The sequence below is a fragment of the Mycobacterium sp. NGS11 genome (genome assembly GCF_059813315.1).
Map to the genome: position 1 here is coordinate 510,172 of NZ_JCALEJ010000001.1, position 16,561 is coordinate 526,732.

A 16,561-nucleotide genomic window follows, 5' to 3' on the forward strand; every position below is an offset into this window, starting at 1 on the left:
GCGTATCGTGGATAGCTGGTTCTCGCAGAGGACAGCCACCGACAGCAAACCGTCGGCACGGATGCTCCTCCGCCGGGACACCGGAAGCCGCCTGCGAAGCCATCGGGGCGCCGACATCCGCCAGATGACCGGACAACTCAAGATGAGGAGCTCGCCGTGACCACCGGGCTACCGTCGCAGACGCAGGTGATCGAGCTACTCGGTGGAGAGTTTGCGCGCGCCGGCTTCGAGATCGAAGACGTGGTCATCAACGCCCGGACCCGCCCCCCGCGAATCATGGTGATCGCCGACAGCGACGACGGCCTCGACCTGGACACGGCAGCCACGCTGTCCCACTCGGCATCGGCACTGCTCGACGGGCTGGACACCATCTCCGACCACTACGTGCTCGAGGTCTCCTCGCCCGGCGTGGATCGCCCGCTGACGAGTGCGAAACACTTCCGCCGGGCCCGCGGTCGCAAGGTCGACGTCGCGCTGTCGGACGGATCGACGCTGACCGGCCGGGTCGGTGCGACGACCGACGGCGCGGTCGCGCTGGTGGTCCGCGCCGGCCGGGACTGGGCGGTGCGCGAGATCCCGCTGGTCGACATTGCGAAAGCCGTTGTCCAGGTGGAATTTTCGCCCCCTAGCCAAGCGGAGCTGGAACTGGCGGGTATGGGTCAGGCCCGGAGGACGGAGGAGCGGCGCCTATGAACATCGACATGGCCGCGCTGCACGCCATCGAGGTGGACCGGGGCATCTCGGTCAACGAGCTGCTCGAGACGATCAAGTCGGCGCTGCTCACCGCCTACCGGCACACCGAAGGCCACCAGAACGACGCGCGCATCGAAATCGACCGCAAGACCGGTGTCGTCCGGGTGATCGCCCGGGAGACCGACGAAGACGACAACGTCATCAGTGAATGGGACGACACCCCCGAAGGTTTCGGGCGCATCGCCGCCACCACCGCCCGCCAGGTCATGTTGCAGCGTTTCCGCGACGCCGAAAACGAGCGGACCTACGGCGAGTTCTCCACCCGCGAGGGGGAGATCGTCGCGGGCGTGATTCAGCGTGACAGCCGGGCCAATGCCCGCGGCCTGGTCGTGGTCCGGATGGGCACCGAGACGAAGGCCTCCGAGGGCGTCATCCCGGCGGCCGAGCAGGTTCCCGGCGAAAGCTACGAGCACGGCAACCGCGTGCGGTGCTACGTGATCGGGGTGACCCGCGGGGCCCGGGAGCCGCTGATCACCCTGTCGCGGACCCATCCGAACCTGGTCCGCAGGTTGTTCTCGCTGGAGGTCCCCGAGATCGCCGACGAGTCGGTGGAGATCGTCGCCGTGGCCCGGGAGGCCGGCCATCGCTCCAAGATCGCGGTGAAGTCCAACCTTCCCGGCCTGAACGCCAAGGGCGCCTGCATCGGTCCGATGGGGCAGCGGGTCCGCAACGTGATGAGCGAGCTGTCCGGCGAGAAGATCGACATCATCGACTACGACGACGATCCCGCGCGCTTCGTCGCCAACGCGCTGTCGCCGGCGAAGGTGGTGTCGGTGTCGATCATCGACCAGGCGGCCCGCGCCGCCCGCGTGGTGGTACCCGACTTCCAGCTGTCGCTGGCCATCGGCAAGGAGGGCCAGAACGCGCGCCTGGCGGCCCGGCTGACCGGCTGGCGCATCGACATCCGCGGGGACTCGCCCGGCGGGCATCCGGAGAGCCAGTCAGAACACGGCGCCACCCATGGAATGGCCCACGACCGCTAGGCCCGGCGGGCGGCGGCTGCGCAGCCTCGGGCGGTTCTGACCATCGATTCGGTGACGCTAGACTGAGCCGTGATCCAGCGCGAACCTTCGGCCTTGGCGCACCGTCATGCGGGTGGACCCGTACGGACATGCGTCGGGTGCCGGAAGCGAGAGCTGGCCGTCGAGTTGCTTCGAGTGGTGGCTGTGCCGAACGGGAACGGCGACTTCGCCGTGATCGTTGACACAGGCAGGAGCCTGCCGGGGCGGGGTGCGTGGCTGCACCCCGGGCCGCAGTGCGTGCAACAGGCAATCCGGCGGCGGGCTTTCACCAAAGCGCTGCGCATCACCGGTTCACCGGATACATCCGCGGTGGTCGAGCACATAGAGTTCCTCTGTGCGCCCGATCGCCCGGCAACAGAACAGGTAGCAAAGAACATGAGCACACCGTGAAGTCCCGATGACCATGTGTCATAGCTAAACCCGAGGCGCGGCCCCACGACTGTCGCCTCATAGACAGGAGATGTAGTGGCAGGTAAGGCCCGCGTACACGAGTTGGCTAAGGAACTCGGTGTCACCAGCAAGGAAGTCCTCGCCCGGCTGAATGATCAGGGCGAATTCGTTAAATCAGCGTCGTCGACGGTAGAAGCCCCGGTGGCTCGCCGGCTGCGCGAATCCTTCGGCGGCGGCAAGACCGCCGAGAAGGCCCCCGCGAAAGCGGCCAAGGCGCCCGCCGCCAAGGCCCCCGACAAGTCGCTCGACCAGGCCCTCGACAATGCCATCGGTAACGGCGAAGCGACGGCGACCCCCGCCAAGCCCGCCGCCCCTTCGGCCTCCGCCGAGGCCCCGGCCCGCCCGGGCCCGGCCCCCGCACGGCCGTCGGCGCCGTCTCCGGGGCAGCCGAAACCGCCCGCGCCCGGGCAGCCGCCGGGCCAGGCGCCGCGCCCAGGCATGACTCCGGCGCCGCGACCGGGCCCGATGCCCAAGCCCCGCGCCCCGCGCGTCGGCAACAACCCCTTCTCGTCGGCGCAACCCGTCGACCGGCCCATTCCGCGCCCGCAGGCGCCGCGTCCCGGGGCGCCCCGGCCGGGTGCGCCCCGGCCCGGTGGCGCGTCGCCGGGCAACATGCCGCCCCGGCCCGCCGGTGCCGGCGGACCGGGCCGTCCGGCCCGCCCCGGCGCCCCGCGTCCCGGCGGTGGCCGTCCCGGTGGTCCCGGCGGCCGTGACGGAGGTGGCGGCAACTACCGCGGCGGCGGAGGCGGCGGAGTCGGCGCCCCGCCCGGCGGTGGCGGCGGTTTCCGTGGCCGCCCCGGTGGCGGTGGCGGCGGTGGCCGTCCCGGCCAGCGCGGCGGTGCCGCCGGCGCTTTCGGCCGTCCCGGCGGTGCGCCGCGACGGGGCCGCAAGTCGAAGCGGGCGAAACGCGCCGAATACGAGAACATGCAGGCGCCCGTCGTCGGTGGTGTGCGGTTGCCGCACGGCAACGGCGAGACGATCCGGTTGGCCCGCGGCGCGTCGCTGTCCGACTTCGCCGACAAGATCAACGCCAACCCGGCCTCGCTGGTGCAGGCGCTGTTCAACCTCGGCGAGATGGTCACGGCCACCCAGTCGGTCGGCGACGAGACGCTCGAGCTGCTGGGCAGCGAGATGAATTACGTCGTGCAGGTCGTCAGCCCGGAGGACGAGGACCGCGAGCTGCTGGAGTCGTTCGACCTGAGCTACGGCGAGGACGAGGGCGGCGAGGAAGACCTGCAGACCCGGCCACCGGTGGTGACCGTGATGGGTCACGTCGACCACGGTAAGACCCGACTGCTGGACACCATCCGGAACGCCAGCGTGCGCGAGGCCGAGGCCGGTGGCATCACCCAGCACATCGGCGCCTACCAGGTGGCCGTCGAACACGACGGCGTCGAACGGCCGATCACCTTCATCGACACCCCGGGTCACGAGGCGTTCACCGCCATGCGTGCCCGCGGTGCCAAAGCCACCGACATCGCCATCCTGGTGGTCGCCGCCGACGACGGCGTCATGCCGCAGACGGTGGAGGCCATCAACCACGCCCAGGCGGCCGACGTGCCGATTGTGGTGGCGGTCAACAAGATCGACGTCGAGGGCGCCGACCCGGCCAAGATCCGCGGGCAGCTCACCGAATACGGTTTGGTGGCAGAGGATTTCGGTGGCGACACGATGTTCGTCGACATCTCGGCCAAGCAGGGCACCAACATCGAGCAGCTGCTCGAGGCGGTGCTGCTGACCGCCGACGCGGCCCTGGACCTGCGGGCCAACCCCGACATGGAGGCCCAGGGTGTCGCGATCGAGGCGCACCTGGACCGCGGTCGCGGTCCGGTCGCCACGGTGCTGGTGCAGCGCGGCACGCTGCGGGTCGGCGACTCGGTGGTCGCCGGCGACGCGTACGGCCGGGTTCGCCGCATGGTCGACGAGCACGGCGACGACGTTGAAGAGGCGCTGCCGTCGCGGCCGGTGCAGGTCATCGGTTTCACGTCGGTGCCCGGCGCGGGTGACAACCTGTTGGTCGTCGACGAGGACCGCATCGCCCGCCAGATCGCCGACAAGCGCAGCGCCCGCAAGCGCAACGCGCTGGCGGCGCGTTCCCGCAAGCGGATCAGCCTGGAGGACCTGGACTCGGCGCTGAAGGAAACCAGCCAGCTCAACCTGATCCTCAAGGGCGACAACGCCGGTACGGTCGAGGCGCTGGAAGAGGCCCTGATGGGCATCCAGATCGACGACGAGGTGGCGCTGCGCGTCATCGACCGCGGTGTCGGTGGCATCACCGAGACCAACGTCAACCTGGCGTCGGCCTCGGATGCGGTGATCATCGGCTTCAATGTGCGCGCCGAGGGCAAGGCAACCGAGCTGGCCAACCGCGAGGGTGTGGAGATCCGCTACTACTCGGTGATCTACCAGGCGATCGACGAGATCGAGAAGGCCCTGCGCGGCATGCTCAAGCCGATCTACGAGGAGAACCAGCTGGGCCGCGCCGAGATCCGGGCGATCTTCCGGTCCTCCAAGGTCGGCATCATCGCCGGCTGCATGATCAGCAGCGGCATCGTGCGCCGCAACGCCAAGGCGCGGTTGCTGCGGGACAACATCGTGGTCACCGACAACCTCTCGATCACCTCGCTGCGACGGGAGAAGGACGACGTGACCGAGGTTCGCGAGGGCTTCGAGTGCGGTATGACGCTGGGGTACTCCGACCTCAAGGAAGGCGACATCATCGAGTCCTACGAGTTGGTCCAGAAAGAGCGCACCTGATGGGCGGCCGGCATGGCTGACCCGGCCAGGGCGCGCCGGTTGGCCAAGCGGATCAACACGATCGTCGCCTCGGCGATCGAGTTCGAGATCAAGGATCCCGGGCTCGAGGGCGTCACCATCGTCGACACGAAGGTGACCGCCGATCTGCACGATGCGACGGTGTTCTACACGGTCATGGGACGCACGCTGGACGACGAGCCGGATTACGCGGCCGCCGCGGCCGCCCTGGAACGGGCCAAGGGCGCGCTGCGCACCATGGTCGGGGCCGGCACCGGCGTGCGCTTCACGCCCACGCTGACGTTCGCCCGCGACACCACGTCGGACAACGTGCAGCGGATGGACGAGTTGTTGGCGCGTGCGCGTGCTGCGGACGCTGATCTGGCGCGGGTTCGTTCCGGCGCCAAGCCGGCTGGGGAGGCCGATCCATACCGGGACAGCGGATCGGGCGTGGAGCCCGGCTTCGACGGGAGTATCCGTGACGACGACCAACGCGAACACTGAACTGGGCGGCTCCAGGATGGGGGCGCGCGTCGATGCCGCGGGTGCGGTCGAATTGCTGTCGGGGGCCGACTCCGTCGCGGTGATCGCACACGTGCATCCCGACGCCGACACCATCGGCGCCGGGCTGGCGCTGGGGCTGGTGCTGGACAAGTGCGGCAAGCGGGTCGAGGTTAGTTTCGCCGAGCCGGCGGGGCTGCCCGAGTCGCTGGCAACGCTGCCCGGCCGCCGCCTGCTGGTCAGTCCGGACGCGATGCGTCGCGACGCCGATTTGGTTGTCACCGTTGACGTTCCGAGCGTCAAGCGGCTCGGCGCGCTGAGCGAACTGGCGGTAGCGGCCGACGAGGTGTTGGTGATCGACCACCACGCCTCCAACGACGTGTTCGGCACCGCCAACTTCATTGACGTGTCAGCCGATTCGACCACGATGATGATCGCCGACATTCTCGACGCCTGGGGCAAGCCCATCGATTCCGATGTCGCGCACTGCATCTACGCCGGGCTGACCACCGACACCGGCTCATTCCGCTGGGCCAGCGGGCGCGCCCTACGGCTGGCCGCCCGGCTGGTCGACGGCGGCGTCGACAACGCCGCGATCAGCCGCACCCTGATGGACAGCCACCCGTTCGGCTGGCTGCCGCTGCTGTCGCGGGTGCTGGCCTCGGCCCAGCTGCTCCCCGACGCCGCGGGCGGCCTCGGACTGGTGTACGCCGTTGTCGCCCACCAGGATTGGGCCGGTTCACGCCCCGAGGAAGTCGAGAGCATCGTCGACATCGTGCGGACCACGCAGCAGGCGGAGGTCGCCGCGGTGTTCAAGGAGGTCGCGCCGCGGCAGTGGTCGGTGTCGATGCGGGCCAAGGCCGCGGTGGACCTGGCGTCGGTGGCGTCCGGGTTCGGCGGCGGCGGGCACCGGCTGGCGGCCGGCTATTCGACCAGCGGCACGATCGAGGACGCGGTGGCGTCGCTGCGCAACGCGCTCGGCTAGAACGCCCAGCTGCCCGAGCGCTGCACCACGAACCCGTGGTCGCCGCTGGTGGTGTCCAGGCAGGCGACGAGGTCGTCGGCCCCCACCGCGCAGGTGACGTTGAGGTAGGTCAACTTCTGGCCGGGCGCCAGCGCCTTGCCGCCGGCCGGCAGCGGCGCCGGGTTACCGTCGCATCCGCTGTAGGACATCCGGCTCAATTGGTAGCCGGGTCCCTTGAAGTCCACCGATCCGACCACGCAGTCGCCCGGTCGTGAGCGCCCCCCGGGAATCGGGACGTCATCCATTCCCGGCATGTCGCCCTTGCACTTGATGTCCTGCGACGGTTGCGGCACGGGCGGCGGCCCGCCGTAGAAATCACAGACCAGGGCGGGACCGGCGGAGAAGCTGACCCGCGGCGGGCTTCCCGGCGCGCCGGTGCCCAGGTAGCCGTCGGCAGGCACCGCGGTGAAGGCGTCGAGGTTGGGGAATCCCGGTGGCGGCAGCGCGCCCGCCGGCGAGGCGAACACCGCGATCGCCGACGCGGCCGCCAGTGCCAGGCCGACCAGCAGCCTCACGGCGATCCCGACGACGGCGTGCATCAACTGATCGTATGGGCTGGGCCGAATCGCCGGGCCGGACTGGTGCAGATCGCCACGTCAGCGCACCTGCGAGCGCCCGCGTTGCAGCACGGCCTCCCGGTTGGCGGCGATGTCGTCCCCGCTGGTCCGGAACTGCCGGGCCGCCGTCGCCTCTTGCCACAGCCCCGCGCTGGTCTGCGCGTCGTCAATGCGGTGATAGGACGCCAGCAGCGCCCGCACCGCGTCCTGGTTGTTTCCGACGATCGATGCCGCCACGGCGCGGGCGGCGGGAAGCAGCTGGTCGTGCGCCACCACTTCGGTCACCAGGCCGGCGCGCAGCGCGTCGGCGGCGGACAGGTAGTCCCCGGTCATGCTCATCCGCCGGGCCAGCCCGACGCCCACCTTCTGCGGCAACCGCACGCTCAGGCCCCAGGTGGGCAGCAGCCCCACCCGTGCGTGCGTGTCGGCGAACCGGGCGTTCTCCGAGGCGATCAGGATGTCGCAGTACAACGCCAGCTCCAGCCCGCCGGTCACCGCGGCGCCGTTGATCGCGCCGATCACCGGCTTGGTCAGGGCCGGCCAGCGCGGCGAGATGTCTGGTAGCGCCGAGGAGCCACCCAGTTCCTTGAGGTCCAGTCCCGCGCAGAAGACGGGGTCGGCGCCGGTGACGATGACGACGTCGACGTCGTCGTCGGTTTCGGCGTCGGCCAATGCGCCGAAGAAGCGGTCCCGCAATGCCGACGACAGCGCGTTGCGCGACTGGGGCCGGTTGAGGGTCAGGGTGCGCACTCGTTCGTCGGTGTCGATCAGCAGGATCTCGTCGGTCATCAGCTCACCGTAGCCAGTCGCCCGGCACGGTCGGGCGGGCGCCTCACCGCGGGCAATTTCGCCGGGGAGCGGCGGCACCGAGCAACGCTTATCGTGGACAAGATGTGCCGAAACATCACCGAACTGCGCGGCCTGCAGCCAGCGGCCACCGCCGAGGAAATCGCGGCGGCGGCCCGCCAATATGTGCGCAAGGTCAGCGGCATCACCCACCCGTCGGCCGCCAACGTCGATGCGTTCGAGGCGGCGGTCGCCGAGGTCACCGAGACGACGACGCGGTTGCTGGGGCAGCTGCCGCCGCGGCGCCAGCCGCCCAAGACGGTTCCGCCGTTGCGTCGCCCCGAGGTGGTGGCGCGGATGGCGGGCGCCAAATGACCGTCACCACAACAGTTCCCGCGCTCAAGGAGTGGAGCGCCGCGGTGCACGCCCTGCTGGACGGCCGCCAGCGGGTGTTGCTGCGCAAGGGCGGCATCGGGGAGAAGCGATTCGAACTGGCCGCTCGCGAATTCCTGCTGTTCCCGACGGTCGCGCACAGCCACGCCGAGCGCGTGCGCGCCGAGCATCAAGACCTGCTGGCGGCCGCCGCCGCCGACAGCACCGACGAGCAATTGGTGATCCGGGCCGCCGCGAAAGTCGTTGCGGCGGTGCCGGTTGAGCGCCCGGATGGCCTTTCGGCGATCGAGGACCTGCACATCTGGACCGCCGATTCGGTGCGCGCCGACCGGCTCGATTTCCGCCCCAAGCACAGGCTGGCCGTCCTGGTGGTGTCGGTGAGCCCACTGGTCGAGCCGGTGCGCATGATGCGGGCCGCGGAGTACGGCGGCTGCAAGAGCTGGGTGGAGCTGCCGGTGCAGGCGCCGTTGGGGGCGCCGGTGCACGATGACGCAGCGCTGGCCGCGGTCGCCGCCCGGGTCCGCGCCGCGGTGGGCTGACAACTCGGCCGGTGCTGCGCGACTGGAATCAGAACTTGTAATACGGCGCGAGGTCGTTGGCGCGCTGCACGTTGGTCTGCATGCAATCGACCTCGGGATTGGAATAGACGGTCGAGTAGTACAGCGCCTGTTGCAGCACCCCGTAGCTGGTCTTGAACACGACCATGCAGGAGTAGAACCAGTAGCTGTTGTGGTAGGTCGGCTTGAGCACCCAGTACTGCGCGGCGCGGTGACCCGCGATCGTCGTCTCGACGGCGTCGGCGGGCAGTGAGGCCTCGTAGGTGCGCCAGATGATCGGCTCGACGGCCACCTGATAGTTGCCGGCGTCGAAGTGGCAGCGCAGCCCGTCTTCGTGTTCGGGCGGCGTGAAGCCCAGCCCGAGCCGCTGGATCACATCGAACGGAATGTCCTCGCACGCGTCGAACGGGCGCGGATCGGTGGTCGCCACGATCGGGCTCTTCATGGTGGTTTCCATCGGCTGGGCGGTCGACCTCAGCTCGACGGACCGACCGCCGGCGTCCGGCCCGGCCGGGGCGGTCAACACACCCACCGTGCCCCCGATGGCCGCTGTGAGCAGCGCCCCCAGCGCCCCCACCAGACGAACATTGGCGAACACGACACCCCCTGACGCCCCAGCGGTCCTTTTGGGGGAGTGTACAAGTCCCGCGGGAGACGCCACAGGCAAACCTGAACTTGTTCTAACTCACCCGCCCGCCGCCCGAAACGACGCCCGCGAAACGGGCTTGCCCGGTTCGGGTCGTTAGGGTGGTTAATCGTGGCTGGGCATACATCGGGGCAGGAATCGACCAACGGTGGGCAACCGACGCTGTGGGCGGTGTCCGACCTGCACACCGGTCACCTCGGCAACAAGCCGGTCACCGAATCGCTGCATCCGTCCCACCCGGACGACTGGCTGATCGTCGCCGGCGATGTCGCCGAACGCACCGACGAGATTCGGTGGGCCCTTGACCTGCTGCGACGGCGCTTCGCCAAGGTGATTTGGGTGCCGGGCAACCACGAGCTGTGGACCACCACCCGCGACCCGGTGCAGGTCTTCGGCAAGGCGCGCTACGAGTACCTGGTCAACATGTGCGACGAGATGGGTGTGGTCACGCCCGAGCACCCGTTCCCGGTGTGGACCGAGCGCGGTGGCCCGGCCACGATCGTGCCGATGTTCCTGCTCTACGACTACAGCTTCTTGCCCGACGGGGCCACGAGCAAAGCCGAAGGCCTGACCATCGCGCGCGAGCGCAACGTGGTGGCCACCGACGAGTTCCTGCTCTCCCCGGAGCCGTACGCCACCCGTGAGGCGTGGTGCCGAGAGCGTCTCGAGATCACCCGTGCCCGCCTCGAAGAGCTGGACTGGATGACACCGACCGTCCTGGTGAATCACTTCCCGCTGGTCCGCGAACCCTGCGACGCGCTGTTCTATCCCGAGTTCTCGCTGTGGTGCGGCACCACCAAGACCGCCGACTGGCACACCCGTTACAACGCCGTCTGCTCGGTCTACGGTCACCTGCACATCCCGCGGACCACCTGGTATGACGACGTGCGCTTCGAGGAAGTGTCCGTCGGCTATCCGCGGGAGTGGCGGCGTCGCAGGCCGCCCAGCTGGCTGCGACAGGTGCTGCCGGATCCGCAGTACGCGCCGGGCGACCTCAACGACTTCGGCGGCCACTTCGAGATCACCCCCGAGATGCGGCGTCAGGCCGCGCAGTTCCGGGAACGGTTGCGGCAGAGGCAATCACGATGACCCTCGACTCGCTGGTTTCCGCTGTACTGCCCGAGGCGGACGGCCTGGCCTACTCGGAGGTGTATTCCGACCCGCCCGATCTCGCGCCGCTGCCCGAAGAGGAGCCGCTGATCGCCAAGTCGGTGGCCAAACGGCGCAACGAGTTCATCACCGTGCGGCACTGCGCCCGGGTCGCGCTGGGTGAGCTCGGGCTGCCGCCGGTGCCGATCCTCAAGGGCGACAAGGGCGAACCGTGCTGGCCCGACGGCGTGGTGGGCAGCCTCACCCACTGCACGGGTTATCGGGGTGCGGTGGTGGGCCGCACCGACGCGGTGCGCTCAGTGGGCATCGACGCCGAACCGCACGACGTGCTGCCCGATGGCGTGCTGAACGCGATCGCGCTCGACGAGGAGCGACACGAACTCTCCGCCTTGCCCGCGGGGCTGCATTGGGACCGAATCCTGTTCTGCGCCAAGGAGGCAACGTACAAGGCCTGGTTCCCGCTGACCAAGCGGTGGCTGGGTTTCGAGGACGCGCATGTCGTGTTCGACCTCGACCCGCCCGACGGGGCAACCACCGGCGTGTTCGTCTCCAAGATCCTGATCGATCCGGAGGCGCTGTCGGGCCCGCCGCTGACCGCGCTGCGGGGCCGGTGGTCGGTCGAGCGCGGGCTGGTGCTCACCGCGATCGTGCTATGAGCGAAAGCTCCAGCGGGCCCGGCATAGTCGTCGTCGACAAGCCGCCCGGGATGACCAGTCATGACGTGGTCGGCCGCTGCCGCCGGATCTTCTCCACCCGCCGGGTGGGGCATGCGGGGACGCTGGACCCGATGGCCACCGGCGTGCTGGTGATCGGCGTCGAGCGCGCCACCAAGATCCTCGGCCTGTTGACCGCGGCCGCCAAGTCGTACACCGCCACCATCCGGCTGGGCCAGAGCACGTCGACCGACGACGCCGAGGGTGACTTGGTGCGCAGCGTCTCGGCGCGGCACCTGACGAGCGAGGCGATCGAATCCGCCGTGGGCGGCCTGCGTGGCGACATCGCACAGGTTCCGTCGACGGTCAGCGCTATCAAGGTCGACGGCAAGCGCGCCTACCGGCTGGCCCGCGAGGGCCACACCGTCGAGCTCAACGCCCGGCCGGTGCGCATCGACCGGTTCGAGGTTTGCGACATCCGGACCGGCGGCGACGATTTCGTCGACCTGGATGTCGAGGTCGACTGCTCGTCGGGAACCTACATCCGGGCCCTGGCCCGCGATGTCGGCGCCGCCCTTGGGGTGGGCGGGCACCTGACGGCGTTGCGGCGCACCCGCGTCGGGCGCTTCGGGCTCGATCAGGCATACCCGCTCGACGAACTGGCGGAGCGCCCGCGGCTCAGCTACACCCTGGACGAAGCCTGCCTGTTGATCTTCCCGCGCCGCGACCTGTCGACCGAACAAGCCGAGGCGACCGGCAACGGGCGGGCCCTGGAGGCGGCGGGGATCGAGGGCGTCTATGCCGCCTGTGACCCCGACGGCCGGGTGATGGCGCTGCTGCGCGACGAGGGCGCGCGCACGAAGCCGGTGGTGGTCATCCGCCCGGCGACGCTGTAACCGCCCCGGCCGAACGGTTGGTTGGGCTAGGTTGCACACTGGGGTGTCTAGGCGGCCTACGGAAGGGGACAAGGATGTCCAGCAAGGTTTACGTCGTCGGCGTTGGCATGACCAAGTTCGAGAAGCCGGGCCGCCGTGAAGGCTGGGACTATCCCGACATGGCCCGGGAATCGGGAACCAATGCCCTCAACGACGCCGGCATCGACTACCGCGAGGTTCAGCAGGGCTACGTCGGCTACGTCGCGGGTGATTCGACGTCGGGGCAGCGGGCGCTCTACGAGCTGGGGATGACCGGCATCCCGGTCGTCAACGTCAACAACAACTGCTCCACCGGCTCGACGGCGCTGTTCCTGGCGGCGCAGGCCATCCGCGGCGGCATTGTCGACTGCGCGATCGCGCTCGGCTTCGAGAAGATGCAGCCCGGCTCGCTGAGCGGGGGCGCCCAGGACCGCGAATCGCCGATGGGCAAGCACGTCAAGGCGATGGCCGCGATCGACGAGTTCGCGATGCCCGTCGCCCCATGGATGTTCGGCGCCGCCGGGCGCGAGCACATGAGGCAATACGGCAGCACCGCAGAGCATTTCGCCAAGATCGGTTACAAGAACCACAAGCACTCGGTCAACAATCCGTTCGCCCAGTTCCAGGAGTCCTACACGCTCGACGACATCCTGGCGGCGCGGATGATCTCCGATCCACTGACCAAGCTGCAGTGCTCGCCGACCTCGGACGGTTCGGGCGCGGCCATCCTGGCCTCGGAAAGCTTCGTCGAAAGCCACGGGCTGGCCGGCCAGGCGGTCCAGATCGTCGGCCAGGCCATGACCACCGACTTCGCGTCGACGTTCGACGGCAGCGCGAAAAACCTCATCGGCTACGACATGAATGTTCAAGCTGCACAACAGGTTTACGAGCAATCCGGACTAGGGCCGCAGGACTTCCAGGTGATCGAGCTGCACGACTGCTTCTCGGCCAACGAACTGCTGCTCTATGAGGCCCTCGGCCTGTGCGGTCCCGGTGAGGCGCCCAAGCTGATCGACAACAACGACACCACCTACGGCGGCCGCTGGGTGGTCAACCCGTCCGGCGGCCTGATTTCGAAGGGACACCCGCTGGGCGCGACCGGGCTGGCGCAATGCGCGGAGCTGACCTGGCAGCTGCGCGGGACGGCCGACAAGCGTCAGGTCGACAACGTCAGCGCCGCACTGCAACACAACATCGGGCTGGGCGGCGCCGCCGTCGTCACCGCTTACCAGCGCGCCGAGCGGTAGGGGTGCCGTGATCGAGTGGTCCGACACCGACCTGATGGTCCAGAACGCCGTTCGGCAGTTCGTGGACAAAGAGATTCGCCCGCATCTGGACGAATTGGAAACCGGCGAAATGTCGCCGTATCCGATCGTGCGCAAGCTGTTCAGCCAGTTCGGTCTCGACGCCATGGCCGCCGAGTCGGTCAAGAAGATGCTGGACCGCGAGCGCGCCAAGCAGAACGGCGAGCAGCTCGACGAAAAGCCGGATGACTCAAGCGGTTTCGGGGGCGGCGCGCAGGGGTCGATGATCGCGGTGTTGGTGTCCGAGATCGCCCGGGTCAGCATCGGTCTGCTCAGCACCGCGTCGGTGAGCCTCGGCCTGGGCGCGGCGACCATCATGAGCCGGGGGACGCTGGCACAGAAGGAACGCTGGCTGCCCGAGCTGATGACGCTGGAAAAGATTGCGGCGTGGGCGATTACCGAGCCCGACTCGGGCTCGGACGCGTTCGGCGGCATGAAGACCTACGTCAAGCGCGACGGCGAGGACTACATCCTCAACGGGCAGAAGACGTTCATCACCAACGGACCCTGCGCCGACGTCCTGGTCGTGTACGCCAAGCTCGACGACGGCTCGACCGACGACAAACGCAACCGGCCGGTGCTGGTGTTCGTGCTCGATGCCGGCATGCCGGGCCTGACGCAAGGCAAGCCGTTCAAGAAGATGGGCATGATGTCCTCGCCGACCGGCGAGCTGTTCTTCGACAACGTGCGGCTGAGCCCGGACCGGCTGCTCGGCGAGAATGAACAGCACGCCGACGGCGACGGCCGCGACAGCGCGCGCGCCAACTTCGCCGCCGAGCGGATCGGCATCGCGATGATGGCGCTGGGCATCATCGACGAATGCCACCGGCTGTGCGTGGACTACGCCAAGAGCCGGACGTTGTGGGGCAAGAACATCGGGCAATTTCAACTGATCCAGCTGAAGCTTGCGAAGATGGAGATCGCCCGAATGAACGTGCAGAACATGGTCTTTCACACCATCGAGCGCCAACAGGCCGGCAAGCCGCTGACGCTGGCCGAGGCCTCGGCGATCAAGTTGTATTCGTCGGAGGCCGCCACCGAGGTGGCGATGGAGGCCGTACAGCTGTTCGGCGGCAACGGGTACATGGCCGAGTACCGGGTGGAGCAGCTGGCCCGCGACGCCAAGTCGCTGATGATCTACGCGGGCAGCAACGAGGTGCAGGTCACCCACATCGCCAAGGGGCTCTTGACCAACTGACCTTCGTTCGCCGAACGTGTACTGAGGGCGGGAAAAGTCGCGGAATTTCGCCGTGACGTCACGCTCGGCGAACCGAAATGGCTAGGCCGTCACCCAGATGGCCCGGGCGGCGGGGCTGCCCAGGTCGACCGTCGTCTCGGCGCCGTCGCCGCAGTCGATCGCGACCGAGATCATGCCGGCGAATTCGCGCCGGGTCAGGACCCGCAGCCGGGAGTCGAGATTGATGCCGACGTCGGTGAAGTAGCGCAGCATCTCGGGGTCGGCGTCGGAGATGCGCGCCACCGTGCCGGAATCACCGTCGTCGCACGCCCACAGCTGGCGGGCCGGCGGGGTCGGCACCTGCCCGTCGGAGGCCGGGATCGGGTCACCGTGCGGGTCGCGGCGCGGGAAGCCCAGCTTCGCGTCGATGCGGGCCACCAGGCGATCGGACACGGCGTGCTCGAGCACCTCGGCCTCGTCGTGCACCTCGTCCCAGGCGTAACCGAGCTCGTTGACCAGGAAGGTCTCCAACAACCGGTGCCGGCGCACCATCTCCAGCGCCGCCCGCCGCCCCGCCTCGGTCAGCGTCACCGCACCGTATTTCTCGTGGTCGACGAGGCCCTGCTCGGCGAGCTTGCGGATGGACTCCGAGGCCGTGCTGGCCGACACCCCGATCTTCTCGGCCAGCATCTTGGTGCTGACCTTCTCCAGCGACCACTCCTGGGCATTCCAGATGACCTTGAGGTAGTCCTGGCCGACCGCGGTGATACCGCCACGCTCTTCGTCAGCCCTCACAACCAGAAAGTTTAGGCAACCCACGCCTGATCCGGCGCGTTCCCCGAAACCGTGGCCGGGCTTAGCCCCTCTCCCATCTCCCGGCGGACGACCCGGCGCCGTAGGCTTGCGGGCGTGCAGCGGTGGCGCGGCCAAGACGAGATACCCACGGACTGGGGCAGGTGTGTGCTCACCATCGGTGTGTTCGATGGCGTGCATCGCGGCCACGCCGAGCTGATCGCCCATGCGGTGAAGGCGGCGCGGGCCCGCAACGTCCCGACCGTGTTGATGACGTTCGACCCGCATCCCATGGAAGTCGTCTACCCCGGCAGCCATCCCGCGCAGTTGACGACGCTGACCCGGCGCGCCGAACTGGTCGAAGAGCTGGGCATCGACGTCTTCCTGGTGATGCCGTTCACGACCGATTTCATGAAGCTCACCCCGGAGCGTTACGTGCACGAGCTGCTGGTGGAGCACCTGCACGTCGTGGAGGTCGTGGTGGGGGAGAACTTCACCTTCGGAAAGAAGGCGGCCGGCAACGTCGAGACCCTGCGGCGCGCCGGCGACCGCTTCGGGTTCGCCGTCGAGTCGATGTCGCTGCTGTCCGAGCATCACAGCAACGAGACCGTGACCTTCTCGTCCACCTACATCCGGTCCTGCGTGGACGCCGGCGACATGGTGGCGGCCACCGAGGCGCTGGGCCGCCCGCACCGCGTCGAAGGTGTCGTGGTCCGCGGCCACGGACGCGGCGTCGAGCTGGGCTACCCGACCGCCAACGTGGCGCCGCCGATGTACTCGGCGATTCCGGCCGACGGCGTGTACGCCGCGTGGTTCACCGTGCTCGGCCACGGACCGGCCACCGGCACCGTCGTTCCCGGTGAGCGTTACCAAGCGGCGGTCTCCGTCGGCACCAATCCGACGTTCTCCGGGCGCACCCGGACGGTCGAGGCCTTCGTCCTGGACACCACCGCCGATCTCTACGGTCAGCATGTCGCCCTGGATTTCGTCGCCCGCATCCGCGGCCAGCAGAAGTTCGACTCCATCGAGGAGCTCGTGGTTGCGATGGGCAAGGACACGGAGCGGGCCCGGGGCTTGCTGTCGGCGGGTTGAGGCGCCGCGGCAGGGGTGCCCCGCGGTTTGTGCCCGGCACCGGCACCGCTGCTAAACTGCCGGACGACATCGGCGC

At 69.0% G+C, this 16,561-nt stretch carries 17 protein-coding genes and 1 pseudogene; 14 read left to right on the forward strand and 4 right to left on the reverse strand.

Annotation, left to right across the window (positions count from 1 at the left end; all coding sequences use genetic code 11):
* The first annotated feature begins 156 nt into the window (after positions 1-156).
* From rimP to AC5Y4T_RS02610, 6 genes and pseudogenes are all read left to right on the forward strand, one after another.
* Positions 157-693, forward strand: a complete 537-nt coding sequence (gene rimP, locus AC5Y4T_RS02585) for a ribosome maturation factor RimP (RefSeq protein WP_499951864.1) — start codon at positions 157-159, stop codon at positions 691-693.
* Positions 690-1,736: a transcription termination factor NusA gene (gene nusA, locus AC5Y4T_RS02590; RefSeq protein WP_499949169.1), complete on the forward strand. Its 1,047-nt coding sequence runs from the start codon at positions 690-692 to the stop codon at positions 1,734-1,736. The genes rimP and nusA overlap by 4 nt, the downstream gene beginning before the upstream one ends.
* Positions 1,737-1,919: 183 nt before the next feature.
* A complete protein-coding gene (locus AC5Y4T_RS02595) occupies positions 1,920-2,165 on the forward strand; it encodes a YlxR family protein (RefSeq protein ID WP_499919816.1) in 246 nt (81 codons plus the stop codon).
* A 75-nt stretch (positions 2,166-2,240) separates the two neighbouring features.
* Entirely contained in the window at positions 2,241-4,982 is a 2,742-nt protein-coding gene (gene infB, locus AC5Y4T_RS02600; RefSeq protein ID WP_499951866.1) for a translation initiation factor IF-2, read from the forward strand.
* Between the two features lie 12 nt (positions 4,983-4,994).
* Positions 4,995-5,472: pseudogene (gene rbfA / locus AC5Y4T_RS02605) on the forward strand (30S ribosome-binding factor RbfA); the annotation flags it as partial.
* 27 nt (positions 5,473-5,499) lie between these two features.
* A complete protein-coding gene (locus AC5Y4T_RS02610) occupies positions 5,500-6,465 on the forward strand; it encodes a DHH family phosphoesterase (RefSeq protein WP_499952009.1) in 966 nt (321 codons plus the stop codon).
* Here AC5Y4T_RS02610 and AC5Y4T_RS02615 read toward each other — a convergent pair.
* Positions 6,462-7,043: a hypothetical protein gene (locus tag AC5Y4T_RS02615; protein ID WP_499951869.1), complete on the reverse strand. Its 582-nt coding sequence runs from the start codon at positions 7,041-7,043 to the stop codon at positions 6,462-6,464. The two genes, AC5Y4T_RS02610 and AC5Y4T_RS02615, sit on opposite strands and share 4 nt — an antisense overlap.
* Positions 7,044-7,100: 57 nt before the next feature.
* Positions 7,101-7,850 carry an enoyl-CoA hydratase gene (locus AC5Y4T_RS02620; RefSeq protein ID WP_499949163.1) on the reverse strand — a complete coding sequence of 250 codons (750 nt, stop codon included), beginning with the start codon at positions 7,848-7,850 and terminating at the stop codon, positions 7,101-7,103.
* 102 nt (positions 7,851-7,952) lie between these two features.
* On the opposite strand from AC5Y4T_RS02620, the gene AC5Y4T_RS02625 reads away from it, so the two are divergent.
* Positions 7,953-8,222: a DUF2277 domain-containing protein gene (locus tag AC5Y4T_RS02625; RefSeq protein ID WP_067354023.1), complete on the forward strand. Its 270-nt coding sequence runs from the start codon at positions 7,953-7,955 to the stop codon at positions 8,220-8,222.
* Positions 8,219-8,779 carry a DUF1802 family protein gene (locus tag AC5Y4T_RS02630; RefSeq protein WP_499919276.1) on the forward strand — a complete coding sequence of 187 codons (561 nt, stop codon included), beginning with the start codon at positions 8,219-8,221 and terminating at the stop codon, positions 8,777-8,779. The genes AC5Y4T_RS02625 and AC5Y4T_RS02630 overlap by 4 nt, the downstream gene beginning before the upstream one ends.
* Positions 8,780-8,807: 28 nt before the next feature.
* Here the strand turns inward: AC5Y4T_RS02630 and AC5Y4T_RS02635 are convergent, their stop codons facing one another.
* Entirely contained in the window at positions 8,808-9,395 is a 588-nt protein-coding gene (locus tag AC5Y4T_RS02635; RefSeq protein ID WP_499919277.1) for a DUF3558 domain-containing protein, read from the reverse strand.
* A 159-nt stretch (positions 9,396-9,554) separates the two neighbouring features.
* Between AC5Y4T_RS02635 and pptH the strand changes: the two genes are divergently transcribed.
* The 5 genes from pptH to AC5Y4T_RS02660 all read left to right on the forward strand — a co-directional run bounded on the left by pptH (position 9,555) and on the right by AC5Y4T_RS02660 (position 14,622).
* Positions 9,555-10,532, forward strand: a complete 978-nt coding sequence (gene pptH / locus AC5Y4T_RS02640) for an ACP phosphodiesterase PptH (protein ID WP_499919278.1) — start codon at positions 9,555-9,557, stop codon at positions 10,530-10,532.
* Positions 10,529-11,209, forward strand: a complete 681-nt coding sequence (gene pptT / locus AC5Y4T_RS02645; RefSeq protein ID WP_499919279.1) for a 4'-phosphopantetheinyl transferase PptT — start codon at positions 10,529-10,531, stop codon at positions 11,207-11,209. The genes pptH and pptT overlap by 4 nt, the downstream gene beginning before the upstream one ends.
* The gene (gene truB / locus AC5Y4T_RS02650) at positions 11,206-12,102 is read left to right on the forward strand and encodes a tRNA pseudouridine(55) synthase TruB (protein ID WP_499919280.1); all 897 of its coding nucleotides are present in this window, start codon (positions 11,206-11,208) and stop codon (positions 12,100-12,102) included. Before pptT ends, truB begins: the two co-directional genes overlap by 4 nt.
* A 74-nt stretch (positions 12,103-12,176) precedes the next feature.
* The gene (locus AC5Y4T_RS02655; RefSeq protein ID WP_499919281.1) at positions 12,177-13,367 is read left to right on the forward strand and encodes a lipid-transfer protein; all 1,191 of its coding nucleotides are present in this window, start codon (positions 12,177-12,179) and stop codon (positions 13,365-13,367) included.
* Positions 13,368-13,374: 7 nt separating this feature from the next.
* A complete protein-coding gene (locus tag AC5Y4T_RS02660) occupies positions 13,375-14,622 on the forward strand; it encodes an acyl-CoA dehydrogenase family protein (RefSeq protein WP_499951870.1) in 1,248 nt (415 codons plus the stop codon).
* Between the two features lie 81 nt (positions 14,623-14,703).
* Here AC5Y4T_RS02660 and mntR read toward each other — a convergent pair whose 3' ends face one another.
* A complete protein-coding gene (gene mntR / locus AC5Y4T_RS02665) occupies positions 14,704-15,396 on the reverse strand; it encodes a manganese-binding transcriptional regulator MntR (RefSeq protein WP_499951874.1) in 693 nt (230 codons plus the stop codon).
* A 114-nt stretch (positions 15,397-15,510) separates the two neighbouring features.
* On the opposite strand from mntR, the gene AC5Y4T_RS02670 reads away from it, so the two are divergent.
* Positions 15,511-16,485: a bifunctional riboflavin kinase/FAD synthetase gene (locus AC5Y4T_RS02670; RefSeq protein WP_499919283.1), complete on the forward strand. Its 975-nt coding sequence runs from the start codon at positions 15,511-15,513 to the stop codon at positions 16,483-16,485.
* The last annotated feature ends 76 nt before the right edge of the window (positions 16,486-16,561 follow it).